Below are 22,334 nucleotides of genomic sequence, written 5' to 3' on the forward strand. Positions count from 1 at the left end.
AATGCGTCGGCGGCCAGGGAACGCATCGCTTGCTGCGAATCGGTACAGGACTACGTGTCCCGGGAGATTATCGAGCACATTCTGGACGAGACCGAAACGCATCTCGACTGGATCGACACGCAGTTCGTGACGAAGGTGCCGTTGCACGGCACAAACATCAGACAAATCAAAAATCTAGCGGCGACACAACACTTGTTGACCTTCCATTCCTTTCAAATGATAATGCGTCGCATTCTGAAATTACGAATCATTACATACGACGGATTGGGAGATGAGACGAGTATTGCACCCGGCACGACGAGCCGTACTGGCCGCCGTTGCGTGCCAGCCGATCATGGTTGGCGCGGCCTTCGCGCAGGAAAACACGACTGCACCGACGAGCACGCCGACCAACGTGTTGCCGGCCGTGTCGGTGAGCGCGAGCGCGCTTCGCGATCCGGGAGAAGGTTACAACCCGTCGAACGCGGTCAGCGCTACCCGGATCGATGCGCCGCTGCGCGATATCCCGCAGACGGTGAACGTGATCACGGCCGAAGTGATGCGTGATCAGCACGCAAATTCCCTGCAAGACGTGTTGAAGAACGTCGCGGGTGTCGGGTTTTCCACCGGCGACGGTCAGCGCGACCAGGTCACCATTCGCGGCTTCTCCGCGATTGCCGACCAGTTCGTCGACGGCATTCGCGACGATGCGCTGTATTTCCGCGATCTGTCGAACGTCGACCGGGTGGAAGTCGTCAAGGGCCCTGCCGCCGTTCTTTATGGCCGAGGTTCTTCAGGTGGGCTAATCAATCGTGTGACGAAAAAACCCGGAATCGACGTCACCAACCTGGGTGTCAGCTACGGCGCGTGGGCCGATCGTCGGGTCGAAGCCGACGTCGGACGCGTGCTCGCGAACGGCGCGGCCGCTTTCCGCATAACCGGGGCGCACGAAGAAGCCAAGAGCTATCGGTCGCAGCAGTTTCTGAATCGCACGGCGGTCGCGCCGTCGTTCGAATTCCGCATTGCGCCGAAGACGACGGTGTTGCTGCAGGCCGACTACCTCGAGGATCGCCGCGTGACGGACTTCGGCATCCCGGCCTACAAGGGACGGCCGGTCGACGTGCCGGCATCCGCGTATTACGGCGCGGCGAACGCTGGCGAGGTCGACTACTCGCGCTCGCGAGTGTATTCGAGCACCGCGACGATCAAGCACGAGTTCAACGAACAGTGGTCGATCCGCAACGCCACTCGCTACTACCACTATTCGCTCGACCGGAACAACACGCTCGTCGGCAGCGTCAACGAAGCGAACCGGACGTTCACGCTGAATCACGGGAACGTCTATCGCGAGGAACACGGCTGGTTCAACCAGACCGATCTCACGCAAAAGGCCACGCTGTTCGGCATGAAGCACGAGTTGCTGTACGGGATGGAAATCGGCCAGCAGAACAAGGATCTCGTCAATTATTCGGCGCCCGTCACCGGCGCGAACGGCAAGCCGGTGAACTTCGACCTGTTCGCGCCGGCGCTGCCGACGCTGCCGCTGCACACGTCGACCACGCCGGCCGCCAACAACCTCGGCATCTTCAAGACGCTCGGGTTCTACACGCAGGACCTGATCAGCTTCAACGATCAGTGGAAGGCGCTGCTCGGCATCCGCTACGATCGCTTCGAGCAGGAGACGCTCGACCGCCGCCCCAAACAGCCGGGCCTGTCGCGTACCGACACGGCATGGAGCCCGCGCCTGGGCCTGGTCTGGCAGCCGACCCGGACGCAGTCGTACTACGTGTCGTGGAGCCGCTCGTTCCAGCCTTCGGGCGAGGCGTTCTCGCTCGCGGCCAATAATGCGGAGCTCGCTCCGGAAACCACGACCAATACCGAGATCGGCGCGAAATACGACTGGCTTGGCGGCAAGGCCAGCACGACGATATCGGTGTTCCGGCTGGATCGCAGCAACATCAAGGTCGCCAATGCGACCAATACGGCACTGATTCCGATCGGCGAGCAGCGGACCGACGGCGTGGAACTCAGCGGTGCAGCCGAGCTCAGCCATGGCTGGCGCGTGCTGGCAGGCTACGCGTACCTGGATGCAACCGTCACCCACTCGACCGCTGCATTGCAGGGCAAGCGGGCCACGCTCACGCCGCGTCACTCCGGCAATCTGTGGCTGACCAAGAATCTCGGCAGCGGCTTCGGCGTCGGCGGCGGCCTGAACTTCGTCGGCGCACGCATGGCCGATCCGCAGAACACCGTGACCTTGCCGGGCTACGTGACGGCCGACATGATGGCCTGGTACGCGCACGGACCGATGTCGCTCCAGTTGAACCTCTACAACCTGTTCAACAAGGGCTATATCGTCTCGGCACACGGCTCGAGCCCCAACCTCAACATGCCGGGGGCACCGCGCAGCGTCATGGCGACGTTGCGATACGAGATGTAGACGCGGAACGTTGCCGACGACGCGTGCGGTCCGGCCGGCGACCGCACGCGGCCTGCCTCGTCGGCAATAGATAGACGCGCGCACGCGGGCGACGCCGCTGATCATCTCGTCGACAGCCCCTCCCCCGTACCGGCAATCGCCAGTCAAACTGTACCGGTACTGTACAGAAAACCGTCGCTACACTGACTCCCTCCCTGTCTCGAACACGAATGGAGAATCCGCGATGGAATTCCTCACCTTGAGCGCATTGCCCGCCGGCATGCTGTTCGCGCTCGTCACGACGATCACGCCCGGCCCGAACAACACGATGCTGCTCGCGTCCGGCGTCAATTTCGGTTTCCGCCGCACGATGCCGCACTTGTTCGGCATCAGCATCGGCGTCGCGATCCTGATGCTCTGCGTCGGGTTCGGGCTCGGCGAGGTGTTCAAGCGCGTCCCGCTGCTGTATACGATCCTCGAAGCCGCGAGCGTCGCGTACCTGCTGTACCTCGCCTGGCGCATCGGCACGTCCGGCGAAGTGAACGCTCACGGCGCCAAGCCGCGGCCGATGACGTTCATCGAAGCCGCCGCGTTCCAGTGGGTCAATCCGAAGGCGTGGATGATGGTGCTGACCGCCGCGACGACGATCCGCCTGTCCGCCGACTACGGGATGAACGCCGCGTGGATGGCCGTCGTGTTCATCCTGATCGGCTTTCCGTGCATCAGCCTGTGGGCCGCATTCGGCCTCGGCCTGCGCCGCTTCCTGTCGAACCGCCGCGCGTTGCGCATCTTCAACGTGACGATGGCCGTGCTGCTGATCCTGTCGCTGTATCCGCTCATCGCGCACCTGCTGCCGCAGTGAGCGCTCACAGCGCGCCCGTTGAGATTCACGCAGGGCAGGCGTACCCTTTTGGTACGGGCGCGCACAACCGCTTCGGCGGTTGCGCCGCTGCTTCCGGGAGATTGCCGATGAAGCCACTGCTGAGAACGGGCGAGCACATCGAGGGAATGCACTGGATCGCCGAGTATCACCCGCTGACGCACGAGATCCGCGTGCTGCGTGAAGACATCGAGATCGGCACCTACTGCGCGCCGCCGACAATGTTCGGCGAAGAGGAAGACATGGGCGCCGCGAACCTCGCCGATCATCGCAGCCGGGAGGCCGCGCTGCGCGCGTATCTGCGCAACTTCGTCAAGGAACACGACGCGGCGGAGTAGCGGCGCGACGCGCCGTCATGGCGACGGGCCGCCGAAGCGGCCCGCTCCGCTGTTGCGTGTCAGCCGCCTTACGACCGGCCGCGGCACACGCAGAGCCGGCGCATCGCCCGGCCCCGCGCCTGCTCAATGCCCGAGCGACTCGATCTTGCCGGGCGGCTGCGCGACGCCGTGCGGCCGCGCCGCCTGCTTGATCAGCAACGCGAGACACGCGAGCAGGCCCGCGACCGCGATCGTCGCGAACACGCCCGCGAACGAGAAGTGCCGGCGCGTCAGTTCGGCGACGAGGAACGACCCGGCAATCCCGCCGAAGCGGCCGACACCCAGCATCCACGCCACGCCCGTGCCACGCCCTTCGGTTGGATAGAACGCGGCGGCGAGCGCCGGCATCGACGATTGCGCGGTGTTCATCAGCACGCCCGCGATGAACACGACCAGTACCAGCAACCCCACATTCCCCGCCGCCTGCCCGATCGCATACACGCTGATCGCGGTCAGCGCATAGCACACCGCGATCACGCGGTTCGCGTTGAAGCGGTCCATCAATACGCCGCACAGCACCGCGCCGACGCCGCCGAGCGGGAACAGCGCGGAGATCAGCGTCGCGCTCTTCGGTGTCAGGCCGGCGTCCTTCAGCAGGATCGGCATCCAGTTGATCGACGCGTAGAAGATCACGAGGCCCATGAAGTACGCGAGCCACAGCATCACCGAGCCGACGAGGTACGAGCGTGACAGCACGACACCGATCCCCTTGCTGCCGGTGTGCGGCGCGGCTTCGGTCATCGCGAACGAGCCGGCGTTCAGCGCGTCGCGCGAGATCCGGGCGAGCGTCGCGCGGATCCGGTCGACACTCGGGCCCTGCGCGACCATGAAGCGCACCGATTCGGGCATCTTCAGCAGCAGCAGCACGCCGAGCAGCAGCGGCGTCACGCCGCCGAGCATCAGCACGCTGCGCCAGCCGAAATGCGGAATCATCCACGCGGCGAGAAAGCCGCCGAACGCGGCGCCGAGCGGGAAGCCGCAGAACATCAGGTTGATCACGGTCGCGCGGCGCTTGTCCGGGCAGAACTCGCCCATCATCGTGACCGCGTTCGGCATCGCGGCGCCCAACCCGACGCCGGTAATGAAACGCAGGATCGTCAGGTGCCCGATGGTGTTCGAGAATGCGGAAACAAGACACGCGACACCGAACAGGAACACCGAGCCGAGCAGCAGCGAACGGCGCCCGAGACGATCGGACAGCGGGCCCGACACGAGCGCGCCGCAGGCAAGGCCGAACAGCGCGGCGCTCAGCACGGGCGCGAGATCGGGTTTGGTGAGGTTCCATTCGCCCAGCAGCGACGGCGCGATGAAGCCGATCGCGGCCGTATCGAAGCCGTCGAGCAGCACGATCACGAAACACATCAGGAACACGAGCCACTGGAAGCCGCCGAACGGCTGCTCATTAATGAAGGTCTGGACATCGACCACGGTTGCGCGATTCATCGCGAGTCTCCTATGTAAGCAACGCGGCCTCATGGCCGCGCCTTTCCTTGTTCGCGCGCCGATTCGCCGCCGGCACGTCATGCATCGTCGACACCTGCCGGCTGCGGCAGGCGTCGCGATCGGGTCACGTCCGGCGCGAGCCGGACGTGTTATTCAGCCGCACCTAGGCGGCCCCATCCTGTTCCTTGAAGATCTTGTCCGCGAGATGGAACGCGGAGTTCGCGGCCGGCACGCCGCAGTAGATCGCGGTCTGCAGCAGCACTTCCTTGATCTCGTCGCGCGTCACGCCATTGTTGCGCGCGGCGCGCAGGTGCAGCGCGAGTTCCTCGCCGCGGTTCAGCGCGACCATCATCGAGATGGTCAGCAGGCTGCGCGTGTGGCGCGGCAGGCCGTCGCGGGTCCAGATCTCGCCCCACGCATAGCGCGTGATCAGGTTCTGGAATTCGTCGGTCACCTCGGTGCGGTTCTCGATCGAACGGTCGACGTGCGCGTCGCCGAGCACCGCGCGACGCACCTTCATCCCTGCTTCATAACGTTGCTGGTCGTCCATCGTCGATGCCTCACGCGGTCAGGAAGTCGAGCAGCGCGCGGTTGAAGCCGTCGGTGCACTCGATGTTCGAAATGTGCGCGGCGTCGAATTCGACGTGACGCGCGCCGGGAATCGCGGCAGCCAGCGCACGGCCCTGGTCGGGCGGCGTCGACATGTCCTTCGCGCCGGTCACGACGAGTACCGGCAGCGCGATGCCCTTCACTTCCTCGCGCAGGTCGGCCGCGTTCAGCGCGTCGCAGTTCGCCGCGTAACCGTCCTTGTCGGTATGCACGAAGGTGTCGCGGATCGCGTCGAGCAGGCGCGGCTCGCGATCGACGAACGCATCGGTGAACCAGCGCGGCAGCACGGCGTCGGCGAGCGCGGCCATCCCTTCGGCACGCGCCTTCTGCGCGCGCGGCGTCCACACCTCCGGCGAACCGATCTTCGCGGCGGTGTTCGCCAGCACGGCGCGCACGATGCGCGACGGGAAGCGTGCGGCGAGCGCGGCGCCCGTCAGGCCGCCCATCGAGATCCCGCAGAAGTGCGCGCGCTCGATGCCGACGTGGTCGAGCAGGCCGATCACGTCGCCCGCGAGCTGGTCGACCGTGTACGAGCCGGCCGGCGCTTCGGAATGGCCATGGCCGCGCGTGTCGTAGCGCAGGATGTTGAAGTGCTGCGTGAGCGGGCGAATCTGCGGCGCCCACATCTGCAGGTCTGCGCCGAGCGAGTTCGAGAAGACGAGCCACGGCGCGTCGTCGCGCGCGGCACGGTCGATCCGGTAATGCAGTTTCACGCCGTTGACAGTGGCGAAAGGCATCTTGTTCTCCTGGTTATTGCGTGCTCGCGTGCAGCGCGAGCACGGCGTCGACATAGGCCTGCGCCTCGCCGACGTAATGTGCGGGATCGAGCAGCCGCGCGAGCGCGTCGCGCGACAGATTGGCCGATACGGTCGGATCGGCGGCGAGCACGTCGAACAGCGTCGCGCCGGTGCGCACGGCTTCCTTCGACGCATGCTCGACGACGTGGTGCGCGTCGAGCCGGCCGATCCGGTCGCCGAGCGCGAGCATCACGGCTTCGCCGAGGATCAGCCCGTGCGTCAGCTCGAGGTTCGCGGCGAGGCGTTCGGTGTTCACGTCGAGGCCCGCGACGATCTGCGCGATCTGCGCGAGCGCGCCGCCGGTCAGGCGCGCGAGGTCAGGCAGCGCGTCCCATTCGGCCTGCCAGCCGCCGAGCGCGCGCTCGTGCTCCTGGACCATCCCCGCGAACACGGTCGCGACGAGGTTCGGCGCGCGGACTGCGGCGGTCAGCACGGCCGCGCAGCCGACCGGGTTGCGCTTGTGCGGCATCGTCGACGAGCCGCCCTTGCCGGCGGCCGCCGGTTCGCCAAGCTCGCCGACCTCGGTCTGCATCTGCAGCGACACGTCGCGCGCGATCTTGCCGAGCGTGCCGGTCAGCATCCCGAAGCACGACGCGGCTTCCGCGATGCGGTCGCGCTGCGTATGCCACGGCACGGCCGGCACAGCGAGCTTCAGGTCGGCCGCGAGCGCGGCGCTCACGCCGGCTGCATGCTCGCGCAGGCTCGCCAGCGTGCCGGCGGCGCCGCCGAACTGCAGCACCAGCGCACGCTCGCGCAATTCGGCGAAGCGCGCGCGATGGCGCAGCAGCGCATCGAGCCACTGCGCGAATTTGAGGCCGAGCGTGATCGGCAGCGCCTGCTGCAGCCACGTGCGGCCGATCATCGGCGTCGCGCGATGCGTGCGCGCCAGCGTCGCGAGCGACGCGCACGCTTCGTCGAGCAGCGGCTCGAGCACGTCGAGCGTGTCGCGCAGCTGCAGCACGGTCGCGGTATCGATGATGTCCTGGCTCGTCGCGCCCCAGTGCACGAACTTCGCGGCCTCGGGGTCGTCGGCCTTCACTTGCGCGGTGAGCTGCTTGACGAGCGGAATCGCGAGATTGCCGCCGAGCGCCGCGCCGTGCGCGAGCGCGTCGGCGTCGAGCCGGCCGGCGTCGCACGCGCGTTCGATCGGCGCGACCGCCGCGGCGGGAATCACCTGCCGCGCGGCGAGCGCGCGCGCAAGCGCGGCCTCGACGTCGAGCATCCGCTGGATCGTCGCGCGGGGTGACCAGATCCGGTTGAGCGGCTCGGTGCCGCAGATGAAGGAGGTCAGGCGGGCGCTGTCTTCGAGCATGGCATCAGATTGGGGAAGCGGCGTGCGCCTATTGTCTACCCAAGCGTGCCGGCGTGCGCGCGATCGCGCGCGCCGGCACGCTTGCCGTTCAGGCCGCGGCCTTGCGCGTCGCGTCGATCAGCGGCACGCCGGTCAGCTTCTCCAGTTCGTCGAACGACAGGTCGGTGAAGATCTCGCTCACCGCGAGGCCGTCCGACGTCACGTCGAGCACGGCGAGATCGGTGTAGATGCGGCTCACGCACTGCACGCCGGTCACCGGATACGAGCACTGCGCGACGATCTTGCTCTCGCCCTGTTTCGTCAGGTGCTCCATCATCACGAACACCTGCTTCGCGCCGATCGCGAGGTCCATCGCGCCGCCGACGGCCGGAATCGCATCGGGCGCGCCCGTATGCCAGTTCGCGAGGTCGCCGTTCGCCGACACCTGGAACGCGCCGAGCACGCAGTAGTCGAGGTGGCCGCCGCGCATCATCGCGAACGAATCCGAGTGGTGGAAATACGCGCCGCCGGTGAGCAGCGTCACGTGCTGCTTGCCGGCGTTGATCAGCTCGTCGTCCTCCTCGCCGGGCGCGGGCGCCGGGCCCATGCCGAGCAGGCCGTTCTCGCTGTGCAGGAAGATTTCCTTGGCTCGATCGAGGTGGTTCGCCACCAGCGTCGGCACGCCGATGCCGAGATTCACGTACGCGCCTTCGGGGATGTCCTGGGCGACGCGCTTGGCCATTTCATCGCGGGTCAGTCGTTTCATTTCAGTATCCTCAGGCGGCTTGGGATGCGGCACGTTCGGCGGCCAGCTCGGCCGCATGCGCGGCCTGCGGCACTTCGACGACACGCTGCACGAAAATGCCCGGCGTCACGATGTGTTCCGGGTTCAGCCCGCCGAGCGGCACGACTTCCGACACCTGCACGATCGCGACCTTCGCGGCGCTGGCCATGATCGGCCCGAAGTTGCGCGCGGTCTTGCGATACACCAGGTTGCCCCAGCGGTCGCCCTTGTACGCCTTCACCAGCGCGAAATCGGCGTGGATCGGCGTCTCGAACACATACGACTTGCCGTCGATCACGCGCGTTTCCTTGCCTTCCGCGAGCTTCGTGCCGAAGCCCGTCGGCGTGAAGAAGCCGCCGATGCCGGCGCCCGCCGCGCGGATCCGCTCCGCGAGGTTGCCCTGCGGCACCAGCTCCAGCTCGATCTCGCCCGCGCGGTACAGCGCGTCGAACACCTGCGAGTCGCTCTGGCGCGGGAACGAGCAGATGATCTTGCGCACCCGCTTCGCCTTGAGCAGCGCCGCGAGGCCCGTTTCGCCGTTGCCCGCGTTGTTGTTGACGATCGTCAGGCCGCGCGCGCCCTGCTCGATCAGCGCGTCGATCAGCTCGGACGGCATGCCTGCCGTGCCGAAACCGCCGATCATGATGGTCGCGCCGTCGTGGACGTCCGCGACCGCCGATTGAAGCGATTCGAAAATCTTGTTGACCATGTCTCTTCCTGATACGAACCCGCGGCACGATGCGCGGCCTGTCGAGGGGACACGCGCGTGTCGCGTGCCGCGCCGGAGGCCGTCGTCGACCCTCGGCATTTGTTCGCTATTCGAACCTAGATTCGATTAGCGAACGATGGGCCGATCATAGAGTCGCGCACAGCGCGTTGTCAAGGCGGGATGCCTCGGGGGGTATCTGGTCGTCGAACGGCAGGCCGACGTAGTTTTCGGCCAGCGACTGCGCGGCGGCCCGCGAGCGCGTCACGTACTTCAGCTCGGCAAACTTCAGGCGATTGACGAACGGCGAGTCGTCCGGCGACGCATGCAGCATGTTCGTCATGAAGTACGAGAAATGCTCGGCGCGCCACACGCGTTCGAGGCAGGTCGCCGAATAACGCTCGAGCGGCGTCGCGTCGCCGTTGCGGTAGCGGGCACCGAGCGCGCGGGACAGCGCGCGGACGTCGGCCACCGCGAGGTTCATCCCCTTCGCGCCGGTCGGCGGCACGATGTGCGCGGCGTCGCCGGCGAGGAACAGGCGGCCGTGCTGCATCGTCTCCGACACGAAGCTGCGCATCGGCGTCACGCTCTTCTGCGTGATCCGGCCCTCGGTCGGCGTCCAGCCGGTGTCGTTCGAGAAGCGCGTGTGCAGTTCGTCCCAGATCCGCGCATCGGACCATTCGGCGAGGTTTTCGTCGGGCTTGCACTGCAGGTAGAGGCGCGTGACCGTCGGCGAGCGCATCGAGAACAGCGCGAAGCCGTTCTCGTGATGCGCGTAGACGAGTTCATCGAGCGACGGCGCCGCGTCGGCGAGGATGCCGAGCCACGCGAACGGATAGACGCGCTCGAACGTGTTCAGCCGCTCGGCGGGGATCGTCTGGCGCGCGATGCCGTGGAAGCCGTCGCAGCCGGCAATGTAGTCGCAGTCGATGCGGTCCGCGCGGCCGTCCGCGTGCTTGAACGTGACGAACGGATGCTCGCTCTCGACGTCGTGCAGCGCGACGTCGCTGACTTCGAAGTGCATCGGATGGCCATGCGCGTCGCCGGCCGCGATCAGGTCGCGCACGACTTCATGCTGGCTGTAGACGGTGATCGCGCGCCCGCCGGTGAGCTCGCTCAGGTCGATGCGATGGCGCTGGCCGGAGAACAACAGCTCGATGCCGTGATGTTCGAGCCCTTCGCGGCGCATCCGCTCGCCGAGGCCGGCTTCGTTCAGCGTGTCGACAGTGCCCTGCTCCAGCACGCCGGCGCGGATGCGGTTCTCGCAGTATTCGCGCGAACGCGCTTCGACGAGGATGGAATCGACGCCTTGCAGGCGCAGCAGATGGGAAAGCAAAAGGCCGGACGGACCGGCGCCGATGATGGCGACCTGGGTGCGCATTGTTCGTCTCCAGAACATTGGTTCGAATAATGGAGACCATTTGAGCGCTTTCCCGACTATCCAGCAACGCGATTCAGAAGATATGTTGTATACGTTTTGACGATATTGGCCCGGCGATGGAAGCGCTCGATCTGAACCTCATTCCCTACCTCGTCGCGCTCGACGACACGCGCAACGTGAGCCGTGCAGGCGACCTGCTCGGCGTGAGCCAGCCGCGCGTGAGCACGGCGCTCGGCCGCCTGCGCGAGTACTTCGGCGATCCGCTGTTCGTGCGCACGTCGCGCGGGATGGAGCCGACGCCGCGCGCGCTCGCGCTGCTGCCGGCCGCGCGCGACGCGCTCGCGCAGATCGAGCGCGGCCTCGTCGCGCCGCACGACTTCGATCCGGCGGCGAGCACGCATACGTTCTCGATCGCGCTGTCGGACGTCGGCGAGATCGTGTTCCTGCCGAAGCTGCTGCAGGCGTTCGCGACGCTTGCGCCGCACGCGAACCTGCGCTCGGTCTCGCTCGCGCACGACGAAGTCGGCCGCGGCCTCGAAGCCGGTTCGATCGATCTGGCGGTCGGCTATTTCCCCGATCTGGACGGCAACAACTTCTTCCAGCAGCGGCTGTTTACGCACCGGTTCGTCTGCCTGATGCGGCGCGGCCATCCGCTCGAGCAGGCGCGCCCGTTCACCGCCGAGCAGTTCCTCGCCTGCGGGCATGCGGTGGTGCGCGCCGAGGGGCGCAGCCAGGAGGTGCTCGAGAAATACCTCGCGAAGCAGCGCATGCAGCGCCGCGCGGTGCTCGAGACGCCGCACTTCATGAGCCTGCCGTTCATCCTGAGCCGCACCGACCTGATCGCGACGGTGCCGCATGCGATCGGCTATGCGTATGCGGCCGAGCACGCGTTCATCGTGCCGGTCGAGCCGCCGCTCGCGCTGCCGCGCTTCGACCTGAAGCAGCACTGGCACCGCAAGTACCACAACGATCCGCGCACCGCGTGGCTGCGCGGCGTCGTCGCGTCGCTGTTCAACGACGAGCAGGACGAATGGCCGAAGTGACGCAAGGGGGAGCGGCGGGCCGCACGCACGACCCGCGAAAGCATGAAACAATGGCCGGATATCCGCGCCGCCGCTGGCGGGCGCATTCGATGGAGCGACCAGATGGGTAAAAAAAACCCGCGGCCCGAGCCGGCCGCATCCCGGCCGAGCCGGAAAGAAGCCGAGGAGGCCGTTCGCGTGCTGCTGCGCTGGGCCGGTGACGATCCGGCCCGTGAAGGCCTGATCGACACGCCGACACGCGTCGTGCGCGCCTATGAGCAGTTCTTCGCCGGCTATGCGGTGGAGCCGCGCGACATCCTCGCGCGCACGTTCAGCGAAGTCGACGGCTACGACGAAATGATCGTGCTGAAGGACATCCGCTTCGAGAGCTACTGCGAGCACCACATGGTGCCGATCATCGGCCGCGCGCACGTCGCGTATCTGCCGAACCATCGCGTCGTCGGCATCTCGAAGCTCGCGCGTCTCGTCGACGCGTTCGCGAAGCGCCTGCAGATCCAGGAAAAAATGACCGTGCAGATCGCCGACACGCTGTTCGACGTGCTGCAGCCGAAGGGGGTCGGCGTGATCCTCGAAGCCGCGCACCAGTGCATCTCGACGCGCGGCGTGCACAAGCCGGGCGTCGAGATGGTCACGTCGCGCATGCTCGGCACGTTCCGCACCGATCCGTCGACGCGCCGCGAATTCCTGTCGATCGTCGCGAATCCTTCTTCAGTCAACCTGACAAACACGTAATGCAGTCCACGAAGCAAGCGGCGAACGCGCCGGTCGTGCTCGTGACCGGCGCCGCGCGCCGGGCCGGGCGCGCGTTCGCCGAGTATTTCGCCGCGCGCGGCTATCGCACCGCGGTGCACTACGACCGCTCCGCCGATGCCGCGCATGCGGCGGCCCGCACGATCGCCGAACACGGGCACGATTCGGCCGCGCTGCAGGCCGACCTGTCGGATGCCGCGCAGATCACCGCGCTGATCGACCAGGTGTATGCGCGCTTCGGCCGCCTCGACGTGCTGGTCAACAACGCGTCGGTGTTCTGGCAGGACCATTTCCCGAGCTTCGACCTCGCGGCGTTCGACCAGGCATGGGCCGTCAACTGCCGCGCGCCGATCCTGCTCACGCGCGCGTTCTACGAACGGGCCCGCGCGGCCGGCACGCAGGGCGTCGTCGTCAACGTGGTCGACCAGAAGATCAAGGAAAACTTCCACCGCGACCATTTCAGCTACACGGTCGCGAAGGCCGCGCTCGGCAACCTCACGCAGATGCTCGCGCTGTCGTCGTCGCCGGTGCTGCGCGTGAATGCGGTGTTCCCCGGGCTGATGCTGCCGAGCGACGACCAGACGCAGGCCGACTTCGAACACGCGAGCCGCGCATCGACGCCGCTCGCGCGCATTGCCGGCCCCGACGACGTCGCGAGCGCGATCCTGCTGCTGACGGGCAGTGCGTACAACGGCGTGGATTTCGTCGTCGACGCGGGGCAGAACCTGATCCGCGTCGACCAGGACGTGCTGTACAAGCATCGTTCGCCGGCCGGCAAGCACTGACGGACCGGCGATTCGCAAGCGGCCGCGCGGCCCACGTTCATCCGCGGTGCGCGAACGACGCCCCGCGCCGTTCGCACCGTGTTACGGCTTCTCGGCGCTGCCGCCTTCGCGAACCTTGCCCTGCGCGACGCTCGTGCCGGGCGGCACGCTGTGCGTGAGCCACACGTTGCCGCCGATCACCGAGCCGCGCCCGATCGTCACGCGGCCGAGAATCGTCGCGCCCGCGTAGATCACCACGTCGTCCTCGACGATCGGATGCCGCGCATTGCCCTTCACCAGCGTGCCTTCGCCGTCGGCCGGGAAGCTCTTCGCGCCGAGCGTGACGGCCTGGTACACGCGCACGCGCTCGCCGATGATCGCGGTTTCGCCGATCACGACGCCGGTGCCGTGGTCGATGAAGAAGCTCGGGCCGATCTGCGCGCCCGGGTGGATGTCGATGCCGGTGGCCGAGTGCGCGATTTCATTGATGAAACGCGCGAGCAGCGGCACGCCGAGCTGGTGCAATGCATGCGCGAGCCGATGGTGCATCATCGCGAGCACGCCGGGATAGCACAGCAGGATCTCGGTGATGTGCTGCGCGGCCGGATCGCCCGCGTACGCGGCCTGGATGTCGCTGACCAGCAGCGCGCGAACCGACGGCAACTGCCGGCCGAACTCGCGCGCGATCTCGAACGCGCGTTCGTCGAGCTCGGCGAACGGCGTGTCCGCATGCTCGGGCAGGAACGGCAGCGCGCGGCGAATCTGTTCGGACAGGATCCGCAGCGTGCTTTCGAGCGTATGGCCGACGTAATAGTCGACGCTTTCATCAGTCAGATCGGGCGCGCCGTAGTGCGTCGGAAACATCGACGCGCGCAGGCCGGTGACGATCTTGCAGATCGCGTCGCGCGACGGCAGCTCGCGGATACCGCGCGGATGACGCGTGCGATGGAGTTCCTCGCGCGATTCGCGCAAGCCGGCAACGATTTCTTCGAGGCCCCACTGACGGGCGGGTGATGTCGACATATGCCAATGCAGGCAGCCGCGCTCGATCGCACGGCCGCTAATAAAGTGACGGGTTCCACAAGATTACCGCGTTTTCGTCCGGCAGCGGCACGCCGGGGGATCGGCCGGACGGCCGACGCTGGCGCCACGCGACGGCGTCAGATCGTGATGCTGCTCGCGTCGATCCAGCGCACCGCCCAGTCGCGCGCGTGCGCGATCGCGTCGCCTTCGTCGTTGAACTGGAGCTCGGTCGGAAAAAATCGGTTCGCGACGAGTTCCCCGTCGCTCGATCGGGAGATCACGACGTAGGGCTTGAACGAACCGTCAATGGCGCGCGCGGGCGCGCAGTTCAACAGATAACCGCGGTGCGTGAACGCAGTAGTCGCTTGCATGAATCCGCCACCTCTAGTCCCTTGCCTTGTTGTTCACTACCCGTCTTAAGGGTGCTGCGGCGCCCTGGTGCGGGCAGAGTCGGCGAGACTGCATCCCCTGTCGCCGCTCCGCAGGAAAAGAATCATACTCTGTAGAAAACGGGTGTTCTAGCTGAAATAAATCATGACAAATCAGTGCGCGCCGTGCGAACGCGGCGATCGCCCGCGCGCCTTTTTCCCGTCGTGCCCGGAACGGGATTTGCTTCGATCCGGATCGCTTCGCCGCCAGGAGAGCCGCGATGGAATCGTCAGCTCAAACACCCTCCGCGCACCCGCGCAGCATCGAACTCGACAACGACGACACGCACGACAGCACCGTCGACACCGACGGCAAGAATCGCGAGGCCGCGCGTCTCGCGAGCGGCGGCGCGTTCTCGCCAGACCAGATCACGGGCAGCAACGCGTCGCTCGTCAATGCGATGCCCGAGGCCGGCGACGGCTTCGCCGGCTTCGACAGCCGGCCCGGCGGCAATCATCCGGCGTTCGCGCTGCGTGCCGGCTACGTGGTGATCGAGAAGGGGTTCGACGCGCCGTCGCAAGCGGGCGACAAGCTGTACGGCCCGGTTCATCGGATGTATGGCAGCGCGTACTGGCCCGGTCACGGCCGCCGGCCGGAACGGGTGATCGAAATCACGGCGGTGCCGAAGTAATGCGCGCGGCGTTTGAATCGGTCGTTCGATTGCCGGGGTGCGCCGGGGCCGACGGCCGATGGCGGCGGATCGGCGTGCGCGCTCGCGCGCCGGTCGTTCGGTCCGCAGATAGCGCGACCTTCCGAATCGGCGCCGGTATCGATATCGGCACCGGGTTCGGTACTCGGGGTTTCGCAACGCAGATGCACGGACGTTGATCGAAGTCACGTCGTCGCGATACGGACGCGATTCAATGGATGGCAAGGCGCGCGGTTTGCCGGACGGTCATCGGCATGCGTCGACGACGCGGGATTGTGGCTCGGGCACGCTCGCATGCCGACCGTCGCCCGATGCCCGTGCAACCGTTACCGCTGACGATCCGGTATCCGCACGGCGTTCGCGTGCCGTCATTGCATGCGCCAACCGTCGCGATCCGTTGTCCGGGCGGCGGATGCGGTCATCACGCGTTCGTGAATCCGCCGTGCACATCGCGCGGCGCACCGTGAAGCGCGTGCATGGCTCGCGACCGTCGCACGCCGCCGCAACGGCTGAAGCGCCGCGATCGCGACGACCGGCACGTCGCTGCAAAGTCCCTGCCATTGGTTTACTCTGCCTCGCAGCAACGCGCGACCCGCTCGGCCGTTCGGCCGGCTTCCGCCCAACCCGCCACTCGGAGACACTATGTACAAGCGCATTCTGGTTGCCGTCGACGGCAGCGACACGTCCCGCCACGCGTTCGATGCCGCGCTCGCGCTCGCGAAGGAGCACGGTGCTGAACTGCAGCCGCTCTACGTCGTCGAGAACGCCGCGATCTATTACAACGTACCGGGCTACGATCCGTCCGTGCTGCGCGACCAGCTCATCGCGCAAGGCAATGCGCTCGCGGCGGATTTCAGGAAGCTGATGCAGGCGGCGGGCGTGAAGGGCGAGACACTGACGAACGAAGCGTCGTCGCTCAACGACGTGTCGACGCTGATTCTCGACGGTGCGAAGGCGTTCGGCGCCGATCTGCTGGTGCTCGGCACGCATGGCCGGCGCGGCTTCCGCCGCCTCGTGCTCGGCAGCATCGCCGAACAGTGCGTGCGGCATGCGACGCTGCCCGTGCTGCTGATTCCGGCCGCCGCGCATACGGACGAGCAGGCAGGCTGAGCGGCGTAACGCGCGCACCGCGGATGCGCTGCGGCATGCACGCCTGCCGTTGCGACGCCACGCGGCATGTGCGCGCGGTCGCGACGTTTTGTCACCCGACAGCCGCAACTTGCGGTGGGACAATGATTCCGTCGATTCAATGCCGGAGTAAACGATCATGTTGACGCCCGTCGCCACACGCCCCGCCGCCCCGTCCCATGCAGGCAGCTGGGCGCCCCGCCAGGCCCCGCACTGCTCGTCGTGCGCAATGCGGCACCTGTGCATGCCGCAGGGCCTGGCACCCGAAGCACTCAGCCGCCTCGAGTCGGTCATCTGCGCGGCGCGCCCGGTCAAGCGCGGCGAAGCGCTGTTCCGCGAAGGCGACACGTTCGACAACCTGTATGCCGTGCGCTCGGGTTCGCTGAAAACCGTCGCCACGCGCCACGATGGCCGCGAACAGGTCACCGGCCTGCACCTCGCGGGCGAAGCGCTCGGCCTCGACGGCATCTGCGACGATACCCACCCGCGCACCGCCGTCGCGCTGGAAGACAGCTCGGTCTGCGTGATCCCGTACAGCGCGCTCAAGTCGCTGTGCTCGGAAGCGGGCTCGATGCAGCTGCGCATGCACAAGCTGATGAGCGAGCAGATCGTGCGCGAAACCACGCAAACCATGCTGCTCGGTTCGCTGAACGCCGAAGAGCGCGTCGCCGCGTTCCTGCTCGACGTGTCGTCGCGTTACCTGAAGCGCGGCTACTCGCCGTCGGAATTCAACTTGCGGATGACGCGCGAAGACATCGGCAGCTATCTCGGCATGACGCTCGAAACGGTCAGCCGCACGCTGTCGAAGTTCCAGAAGCGCGGCCTGATCGAAATGCACGGCCGCCTCGTGCAGATCGTCGACTTCGACGGCCTGCACCACGTCTGACTCCGCGCGGCGCATGTGAGCGCCGCCAACGGCCTCTCCCGCTTCGATCAGTCGAGAAACAGCGCGGCGCGCGCCTTGAGCGCCGCGCTGAAATCGTCGAGCCAGCCGATCGACAGGCGCCAGCTCTGCCAGTACAGCTCGATATCGACGGTCCGCCCCCGCGACATGTCGACCAGTTCGCCCGCCTCCAGTTGGCGATCGACCATCCGGTCCGGGCACATCCCCCATCCCAGCCCCGTTTCGCATGCGCGCAGGTAGCCTGCGACGTGCGGGATCCAGTGTTGCGGCGGATCGAGATCCGCGCGCGTCACGCGCCGGATGAAGCGCGCCTGCAAGCCGTCCTTCGGATTGAACATCACGCACGGCGCGCGACGCAGCGCATCGCGCGTGATGCCCGCGCCGAAATAGCGGTCGTAAAACGCCGGCGAACACACCGCCCGATAGCGAATGCGCCCGAGCCGCGTCGACCGGCAGCCCTGGATCGGCTCGGCCTGCGCGGTCACCGCGCCCTGCACGCTGCCGTCGCGAATACGCGCGGCCGTATAGTCCTGGTCGTCGATCACGAGGTCGAGCAAGGTCTTGCGCTCGGTACAGAACGGCCCGACCGCGTCGATGAACCAGGTCGCGACGCTGTCGTCGTTGACGGCCACGCGCAACGTGGGCCATGCGCTCGCGATCTGACCCGGTAATGCCGGCATCCGGCCGCCCAGCTCGGCCTCGAGCAATTGCACGCGTTCGGTATGCCGGCACAGCAGCGCGCCCGACGTCGTCGCGACGCACGGCTGCCCGCGCTTGACCAGCACGCTGCCGACGCGCTCCTCCAGTAGTTTCACGCGCTGCGATACCGCCGACGGCGTAACGTTCAGCTCCTTGGCCGCCCGTTCGAACGAACCGTGCCGGATCACCGCCGCAAGGGCGTCGAGCAACGCATAGTCGAGCATTAGATTTCCTTAATCTGCATTAGGTGAATTAGCTTCTCTTATGTCCTCGTCGACCGCAGACTAGCGCCAACCGATTCACCCGTCTACTGCTTCACCTCTCACCATCATGAACTGGATCGCTTTTTCCCACGGCGCCGCCCTGTGCGGGTCGCTCATCGTCACCATCGGCGCGCAGAACGCCTTCGTGCTCCGGCAAGGCATCATGCGCTCGCATGTCGGCAAGATCGTGCTGCTGTGCGCGCTGTCCGACATGATCCTGATCGGCGCGGGCGTCGGCGGTGCGTCGGTGCTCGTCGAACGCTATCCGACCTTCGTCCACGTGGTGCTGTACGTCGGCCTCGTGTATCTCGCATGGTTCGGCTTCAACGCGCTGCGCCGGGCGTTCAAGCCGGGGCATGAAACGCTCGACGTCCGCGGCGACGCCGTCGCGCCGCCGCCGCAGGGCGCGGTCGCGATCGTGCTGATGACGCTCGCGTTCACCTGGCTCAACCCGCACGTGTATCTCGATACATTTCTGCTGATCGGCACGGCCGGTGCGCGCGAGCCGGAAGGCGCACGCGTCGCGTTCGCGATCGGCGCGATGTCGGTCAGTGTCGTGTGGTTCCTCGGGCTCGGATATGGTGCGCGACTGCTCGCGCCGTGGTTCCGCAAGGCCGTCGCGTGGCGCGTGCTGGATGGCGCGATCGGCAGCATGGTGCTGTTTCTGGCGGCCGTGCAGTTGCGGTAACCCGCTTCATCAATGACCGATCGCGGGCGGCACTTGCCGCCCGTTTTCATTCCGTTCCGCTCCGACGCAGCGACGCAGTACGCCTGGCTTCTGCTCGCCTCGCCCCGCTCCCTGCCGCGCCCAGCCACGGCGAAATCCGGTTCTCGATCAAACCCGGCCGTACGGATCAATCACGCAGCGGACGATGCATCCGTTATCCGCGGCAAGTCCTCCGTCTCCGCGGCCGCGCGCCCGCTGCACGATTCCGGTCGATCGGCGAGAATGTTCGAGCGCCCCGCGACCACGGCGAAAGCGCTTCGCCCATCCGCCGTCCCGTCGCCTTCAACTCGGCCGCTCCCGTCGTTCGATCCCCTTACCCCGCAGATTTCGGAGAGCAACATGGCACTACGCACCCTCGGCACGTCGGACCTCCAGGTTTCCCCGCTCGCCTTCGGCGGCAACGTCTTCGGCTGGACCGTCGACGAGAACGCATCGTTTGCGCTGCTCGACGCGCTCGCCGACACCGGCATCAACTTCATCGACACGGCCGACGTCTATTCGGCCTGGGCGCCCGGCAACAGCGGCGGCGAATCGGAAACGATCATCGGCAAGTGGCTCAAGCGTTCCGGCAAGCGCGACCAGGTCGTGATCGCGACCAAGGTCGGCCTGCTCGAGGCGCGCGCCGGCCTGACGAAGGACAACATCCGGAAGGCCGCCGACGATTCGCTGCGCCGCCTGCAGACCGACTACATCGACCTGTATTTCTCGCACCGCGATCTCGCCGACACGGCCCCGCTCGAGGAAACGCTCGGCGCTTACCAGGCGCTGATCGACGCGGGCAAGGTGCGCATCATCGGCGCGTCGAACTACAGCGGCGCACGCCTGCGCGAAGCCGCCGACATCAGCAAGCGCGACGGCCTGCCCGCGTACCAGGTGATCCAGCCGGAATACAACCTGGTCGACCGCGCCGAATACGAGCGCGATCTCGAACCGGTCGTGCGCGACCTGAAGCTCGGCGTCGTCAACTACTACGCGCTCGCGAGCGGCTTCCTGTCGGGCAAGTACCGCAGCGAGGCCGATCTGAAGAAGAGCGTGCGCGGCGATCGCGTCGCCGGCTATCTCGACGCACGCGGCCTGCGCATTCTCGCGGCGCTCGACGACGTGTCGGCGAAGCACGGCACGCAACCGGCCGCGATCGCGCTCGCGTGGCAGATCGCGCGGCCGACGATCACCGCACCGATCGCGAGCGCGACGTCGCTCGCGCAGCTCGCGTTGCTCGGCGAAGCGATCCGCGTGCAGCTCGATGATGAAGATATCCGCAAGATCGACGAGGCCAGCGCGGTCTGAGGTCGCCCGCGGCGGGCCGGTAGCTTGAACCGCGGGGTTCGCGGTTCAACGGATCGACGGATCGACGGATCGACGGATTGACGGATTGCGGATCCGCGATGCGTCGGTAATGCCGCGCATCGTTCTTCACGACCGTGCACAACGCGTGGAACGGCGCGGGCGCGTGGCCGGCGGAAGCCGGCGCGGCATGGCATCCGTCGCCGGCCTGGGTGATCGGCGCGAGCTACACGTACATGAAGGGCAACGACACGCTCGACAACGCGCATGCGCACCAGCTCCTGGCCGCCGTCCAGTACTGGCTGTCGAAGCGCACGATGGTGTATGTCGCGGGTGTGCAGCAACGCGCAGATCAACGGCGTGATGGACGCGAACGGCGCGTCGAGCGGCGCGCTGCAGTCGGTTGCGCGGATCGGGTTCAGTACGCGGTTCTGAAACGCCGTCGTCTTGGACAGAAACACCCGCCCGGTTCGCGCCGGGCGGGACTTATGTTGGCGCTCTGCCATCAGAAGCGAATGGTCACCGATTTCGGCTCGGTATACGCATCGATGAACGACGAGCCATACTCGCGGCCGATACCGGAACCCTTCGCGCCGCCGAACGGAACGGCCGGGTCGACCAGCGTGTGCATGTTCACCCACACGGTGCCGGCTTCGATCCGCGGCACGTAGCGCAGCGCCTTCGAGAGATCGTTCGTCCACAGGCTCGCGGTCAGCCCGAACGGCGTGTCGTTCATCATCGCGATCAGCGCTTCCTCGTCGTCGAACGGCACGAATGCACCGACCGGCCCGAAGATCTCCTTGCGGTACGAAGCCGAATCCAGCGAGCGCGGCAGCACGATCGTCGGCTTCACGTAGAAGCCGTCCCGCGCATACGCGCCGCCGCCGGTGACGATCGTGTCGCCTTCCGAACGCGCCAGCTCGAACGCATCGAGGCACTTGCGGAACTGCGGCTCGTTGCAGACGGGGCCGATCATCCCGGCGTCGTCCATCGGGTCGGCCGGCTGGAAGCTGTCCAGGCGCGCCTTCATTTTCTCGACCACCTCGTCGAATTTCGAACGGTGCACGAAGAAGCGTTCCGCCGACGCGCACACCTGCCCGCTATGCAGGAACCCGGCCTCGACGATGCCGTCCAGGATCTTGTCGACCGGCGTATCCGGCAGGAACGCCGCCGCATTCTTGCCGCCCAGCTCGAGCGTGAAGCGCGTGAAATTCGCGTTGACGGCTTGCTCGCCGATGATGCGGCCGGTCGGCACCGAACCCGTGAACGACACCTTCGCCACGCGCGGATCGCGGATCACCTTCGCGCCGACCTGGCCGGTACCGTTGATCACGTTCAGCGTGCCGGGCGGCAAACCGGCTTCGGTCGCCAGCTCGGCGATGCGCAGCATCGTGAGCGGCGTGAACTCCGACGACTTGATCAGCACCGTATTGCCGGTCGCGAGCGCCGCGCCGAATTTCCACACGGGGATCATCACCGGGAAATTCCACGGAATGATCCCGAACACGACGCCCAGCGGCTCGCGCAGCGTGAACGACGTGTAGCGCTCGCCATTCATGCTCGGAAACGACGGCGCGAGCGTTTCGCCCGCGATCTTCGTGGCCCAGCCCGCGTAGTAGCGCAGCCAGCGGGCGGACCAGCCGACCTCGATCACGCGCGACAACCCGATCAGCTTGCCCGACTGCGCGGTTTCGATCTGCGCGATCTCTTCGCCGTGTGCGTCGATCAGGTCTGCGAAGCGTAGCAGGATGCGCTCGCGATCGGCCGGTGTGAGGTTTGCCCACTCGCCGCCAAACGCGCGATGCGACGACGCGATCGCGGCTTCGACGTCGTCGTCGGTCGCCTGCGCGACGGAGCCGATCACCGCGCGCGTGGCCGGATCGCGCACGTCGATCCGTTCGCCGCGGCCGGCCACCGCGCGGCCGTCGATGTAGTGACCGTGTTCGCGCGCGAGAAACGTCTTGACTTCGTCCAGCATCCGAACCAGTGCCATCTGTATTCCTCC

At 66.8% G+C, this 22,334-nt stretch carries 22 protein-coding genes and 2 pseudogenes; 13 read left to right on the forward strand and 11 right to left on the reverse strand.

Annotated elements, in window-relative coordinates; genetic code table 11:
- Positions 1 to 18 precede the first annotated feature (18 nt).
- From DIE21_RS37920 to DIE21_RS27130, 4 genes and pseudogenes are all read left to right on the forward strand, one after another.
- Positions 19 to 123 (forward strand): annotated as a pseudogene (locus tag DIE21_RS37920) (bacterioferritin); the annotation flags it as partial.
- 148 nt (positions 124 to 271) lie between these two features.
- Positions 272 to 2,419: a TonB-dependent siderophore receptor gene (locus DIE21_RS27120; RefSeq protein ID WP_185640707.1), complete on the forward strand. Its 2,148-nt coding sequence runs from the start codon at positions 272 to 274 to the stop codon at positions 2,417 to 2,419.
- A gap of 223 nt (positions 2,420 to 2,642) precedes the next feature.
- Positions 2,643 to 3,260 (forward strand): LysE family translocator, encoded by a 618-nt coding sequence (locus DIE21_RS27125; RefSeq protein WP_124500568.1) that lies wholly within the window; start codon positions 2,643 to 2,645, stop codon positions 3,258 to 3,260.
- 107 nt (positions 3,261 to 3,367) lie between these two features.
- Positions 3,368 to 3,616, forward strand: coding sequence for a hypothetical protein (locus tag DIE21_RS27130; protein WP_124500569.1), 249 nt, complete (start codon positions 3,368 to 3,370; stop codon positions 3,614 to 3,616).
- 123 nt (positions 3,617 to 3,739) lie between these two features.
- On the opposite strand, the gene DIE21_RS27135 is transcribed toward DIE21_RS27130, so the two are convergent.
- From DIE21_RS27135 to pobA, 7 genes are all read right to left on the reverse strand, one after another.
- Complete coding sequence (locus DIE21_RS27135; protein ID WP_124500570.1) at positions 3,740 to 5,098, reverse strand: MFS transporter; 1,359 nt, start codon at positions 5,096 to 5,098, stop codon at positions 3,740 to 3,742.
- A gap of 163 nt (positions 5,099 to 5,261) precedes the next feature.
- On the reverse strand, positions 5,262 to 5,648 hold the full coding sequence (pcaC, locus tag DIE21_RS27140) for a 4-carboxymuconolactone decarboxylase (protein WP_124500571.1): 387 nt from the start codon (positions 5,646 to 5,648) through the stop codon (positions 5,262 to 5,264).
- 10 nt (positions 5,649 to 5,658) lie between these two features.
- The gene (gene pcaD, locus DIE21_RS27145) at positions 5,659 to 6,444 is read right to left on the reverse strand and encodes a 3-oxoadipate enol-lactonase (protein WP_124500572.1); all 786 of its coding nucleotides are present in this window, start codon (positions 6,442 to 6,444) and stop codon (positions 5,659 to 5,661) included.
- Between the two features lie 13 nt (positions 6,445 to 6,457).
- A complete protein-coding gene (locus DIE21_RS27150) occupies positions 6,458 to 7,816 on the reverse strand; it encodes a 3-carboxy-cis,cis-muconate cycloisomerase (RefSeq protein ID WP_124500573.1) in 1,359 nt (452 codons plus the stop codon).
- A gap of 88 nt (positions 7,817 to 7,904) precedes the next feature.
- A complete protein-coding gene (locus DIE21_RS27155; RefSeq protein WP_124500574.1) occupies positions 7,905 to 8,561 on the reverse strand; it encodes a CoA transferase subunit B in 657 nt (218 codons plus the stop codon).
- A gap of 10 nt (positions 8,562 to 8,571) precedes the next feature.
- Positions 8,572 to 9,288, reverse strand: coding sequence for a 3-oxoacid CoA-transferase subunit A (locus tag DIE21_RS27160; RefSeq protein WP_006756646.1), 717 nt, complete (start codon positions 9,286 to 9,288; stop codon positions 8,572 to 8,574).
- Between the two features lie 145 nt (positions 9,289 to 9,433).
- The gene (gene pobA, locus DIE21_RS27165) at positions 9,434 to 10,666 is read right to left on the reverse strand and encodes a 4-hydroxybenzoate 3-monooxygenase (protein WP_124500575.1); all 1,233 of its coding nucleotides are present in this window, start codon (positions 10,664 to 10,666) and stop codon (positions 9,434 to 9,436) included.
- 116 nt (positions 10,667 to 10,782) lie between these two features.
- On the opposite strand from pobA, the gene DIE21_RS27170 reads away from it, so the two are divergent.
- The 3 genes from DIE21_RS27170 (at position 10,783) to DIE21_RS27180 (ending at position 13,244) form a co-directional block, all read left to right on the forward strand.
- Positions 10,783 to 11,709 (forward strand): LysR family transcriptional regulator, encoded by a 927-nt coding sequence (locus DIE21_RS27170; RefSeq protein WP_124500576.1) that lies wholly within the window; start codon positions 10,783 to 10,785, stop codon positions 11,707 to 11,709.
- A 102-nt stretch (positions 11,710 to 11,811) separates the two neighbouring features.
- Positions 11,812 to 12,441: a GTP cyclohydrolase I FolE gene (gene folE / locus DIE21_RS27175; RefSeq protein ID WP_124500577.1), complete on the forward strand. Its 630-nt coding sequence runs from the start codon at positions 11,812 to 11,814 to the stop codon at positions 12,439 to 12,441.
- Positions 12,441 to 13,244 carry an SDR family oxidoreductase gene (locus tag DIE21_RS27180; RefSeq protein ID WP_124500578.1) on the forward strand — a complete coding sequence of 268 codons (804 nt, stop codon included), beginning with the start codon at positions 12,441 to 12,443 and terminating at the stop codon, positions 13,242 to 13,244. The genes folE and DIE21_RS27180 overlap by 1 nt, the downstream gene beginning before the upstream one ends.
- Before the next feature lie 81 nt (positions 13,245 to 13,325).
- Here DIE21_RS27180 and epsC read toward each other — a convergent pair whose 3' ends face one another.
- Together epsC and DIE21_RS27190 are read right to left on the reverse strand one after the other, a co-directional pair.
- On the reverse strand, positions 13,326 to 14,246 hold the full coding sequence (gene epsC / locus DIE21_RS27185; RefSeq protein WP_124500579.1) for a serine O-acetyltransferase EpsC: 921 nt from the start codon (positions 14,244 to 14,246) through the stop codon (positions 13,326 to 13,328).
- A gap of 137 nt (positions 14,247 to 14,383) precedes the next feature.
- Complete coding sequence (locus DIE21_RS27190) at positions 14,384 to 14,617, reverse strand: hypothetical protein (RefSeq protein ID WP_124500580.1); 234 nt, start codon at positions 14,615 to 14,617, stop codon at positions 14,384 to 14,386.
- Positions 14,618 to 14,895: 278 nt separating this feature from the next.
- Here DIE21_RS27190 and DIE21_RS27195 point away from each other — a divergent pair, with 278 nt between their 5' ends.
- The 3 genes from DIE21_RS27195 (at position 14,896) to fnr (ending at position 17,338) form a co-directional block, all read left to right on the forward strand.
- Complete coding sequence (locus DIE21_RS27195; RefSeq protein WP_124500581.1) at positions 14,896 to 15,306, forward strand: DUF3005 domain-containing protein; 411 nt, start codon at positions 14,896 to 14,898, stop codon at positions 15,304 to 15,306.
- Between the two features lie 660 nt (positions 15,307 to 15,966).
- Positions 15,967 to 16,434: a universal stress protein gene (locus DIE21_RS27200; RefSeq protein WP_124500582.1), complete on the forward strand. Its 468-nt coding sequence runs from the start codon at positions 15,967 to 15,969 to the stop codon at positions 16,432 to 16,434.
- 157 nt (positions 16,435 to 16,591) lie between these two features.
- Positions 16,592 to 17,338: a fumarate/nitrate reduction transcriptional regulator Fnr gene (gene fnr / locus DIE21_RS27205; protein WP_124500583.1), complete on the forward strand. Its 747-nt coding sequence runs from the start codon at positions 16,592 to 16,594 to the stop codon at positions 17,336 to 17,338.
- Between the two features lie 47 nt (positions 17,339 to 17,385).
- Here the strand turns inward: fnr and DIE21_RS27210 are convergent, their stop codons facing one another.
- Positions 17,386 to 18,279, reverse strand: a complete 894-nt coding sequence (locus tag DIE21_RS27210) for a LysR family transcriptional regulator ArgP (RefSeq protein ID WP_124500584.1) — start codon at positions 18,277 to 18,279, stop codon at positions 17,386 to 17,388.
- A gap of 106 nt (positions 18,280 to 18,385) precedes the next feature.
- Here DIE21_RS27210 and DIE21_RS27215 point away from each other — a divergent pair, with 106 nt between their 5' ends.
- The 3 genes and pseudogenes from DIE21_RS27215 to DIE21_RS27225 all read left to right on the forward strand — a co-directional run.
- A complete protein-coding gene (locus DIE21_RS27215) occupies positions 18,386 to 19,006 on the forward strand; it encodes a LysE/ArgO family amino acid transporter (protein ID WP_124500585.1) in 621 nt (206 codons plus the stop codon).
- A 378-nt stretch (positions 19,007 to 19,384) separates the two neighbouring features.
- Complete coding sequence (locus DIE21_RS27220) at positions 19,385 to 20,332, forward strand: aldo/keto reductase (protein ID WP_124500586.1); 948 nt, start codon at positions 19,385 to 19,387, stop codon at positions 20,330 to 20,332.
- A 119-nt stretch (positions 20,333 to 20,451) separates the two neighbouring features.
- A pseudogene (locus DIE21_RS27225) lies at positions 20,452 to 20,764 on the forward strand (porin); the annotation flags it as partial.
- Between the two features lie 70 nt (positions 20,765 to 20,834).
- On the opposite strand, the gene DIE21_RS27230 reads toward DIE21_RS27225, so the two are convergent.
- Positions 20,835 to 22,322, reverse strand: a complete 1,488-nt coding sequence (locus DIE21_RS27230) for an NAD-dependent phenylacetaldehyde dehydrogenase (protein WP_124500587.1) — start codon at positions 22,320 to 22,322, stop codon at positions 20,835 to 20,837.
- Positions 22,323 to 22,334: the final 12 nt, after the last annotated feature.

It is taken from the genome of Burkholderia sp. Bp9140 (assembly GCF_003853425.1).
Lineage (GTDB): Bacteria > Pseudomonadota > Gammaproteobacteria > Burkholderiales > Burkholderiaceae > Burkholderia.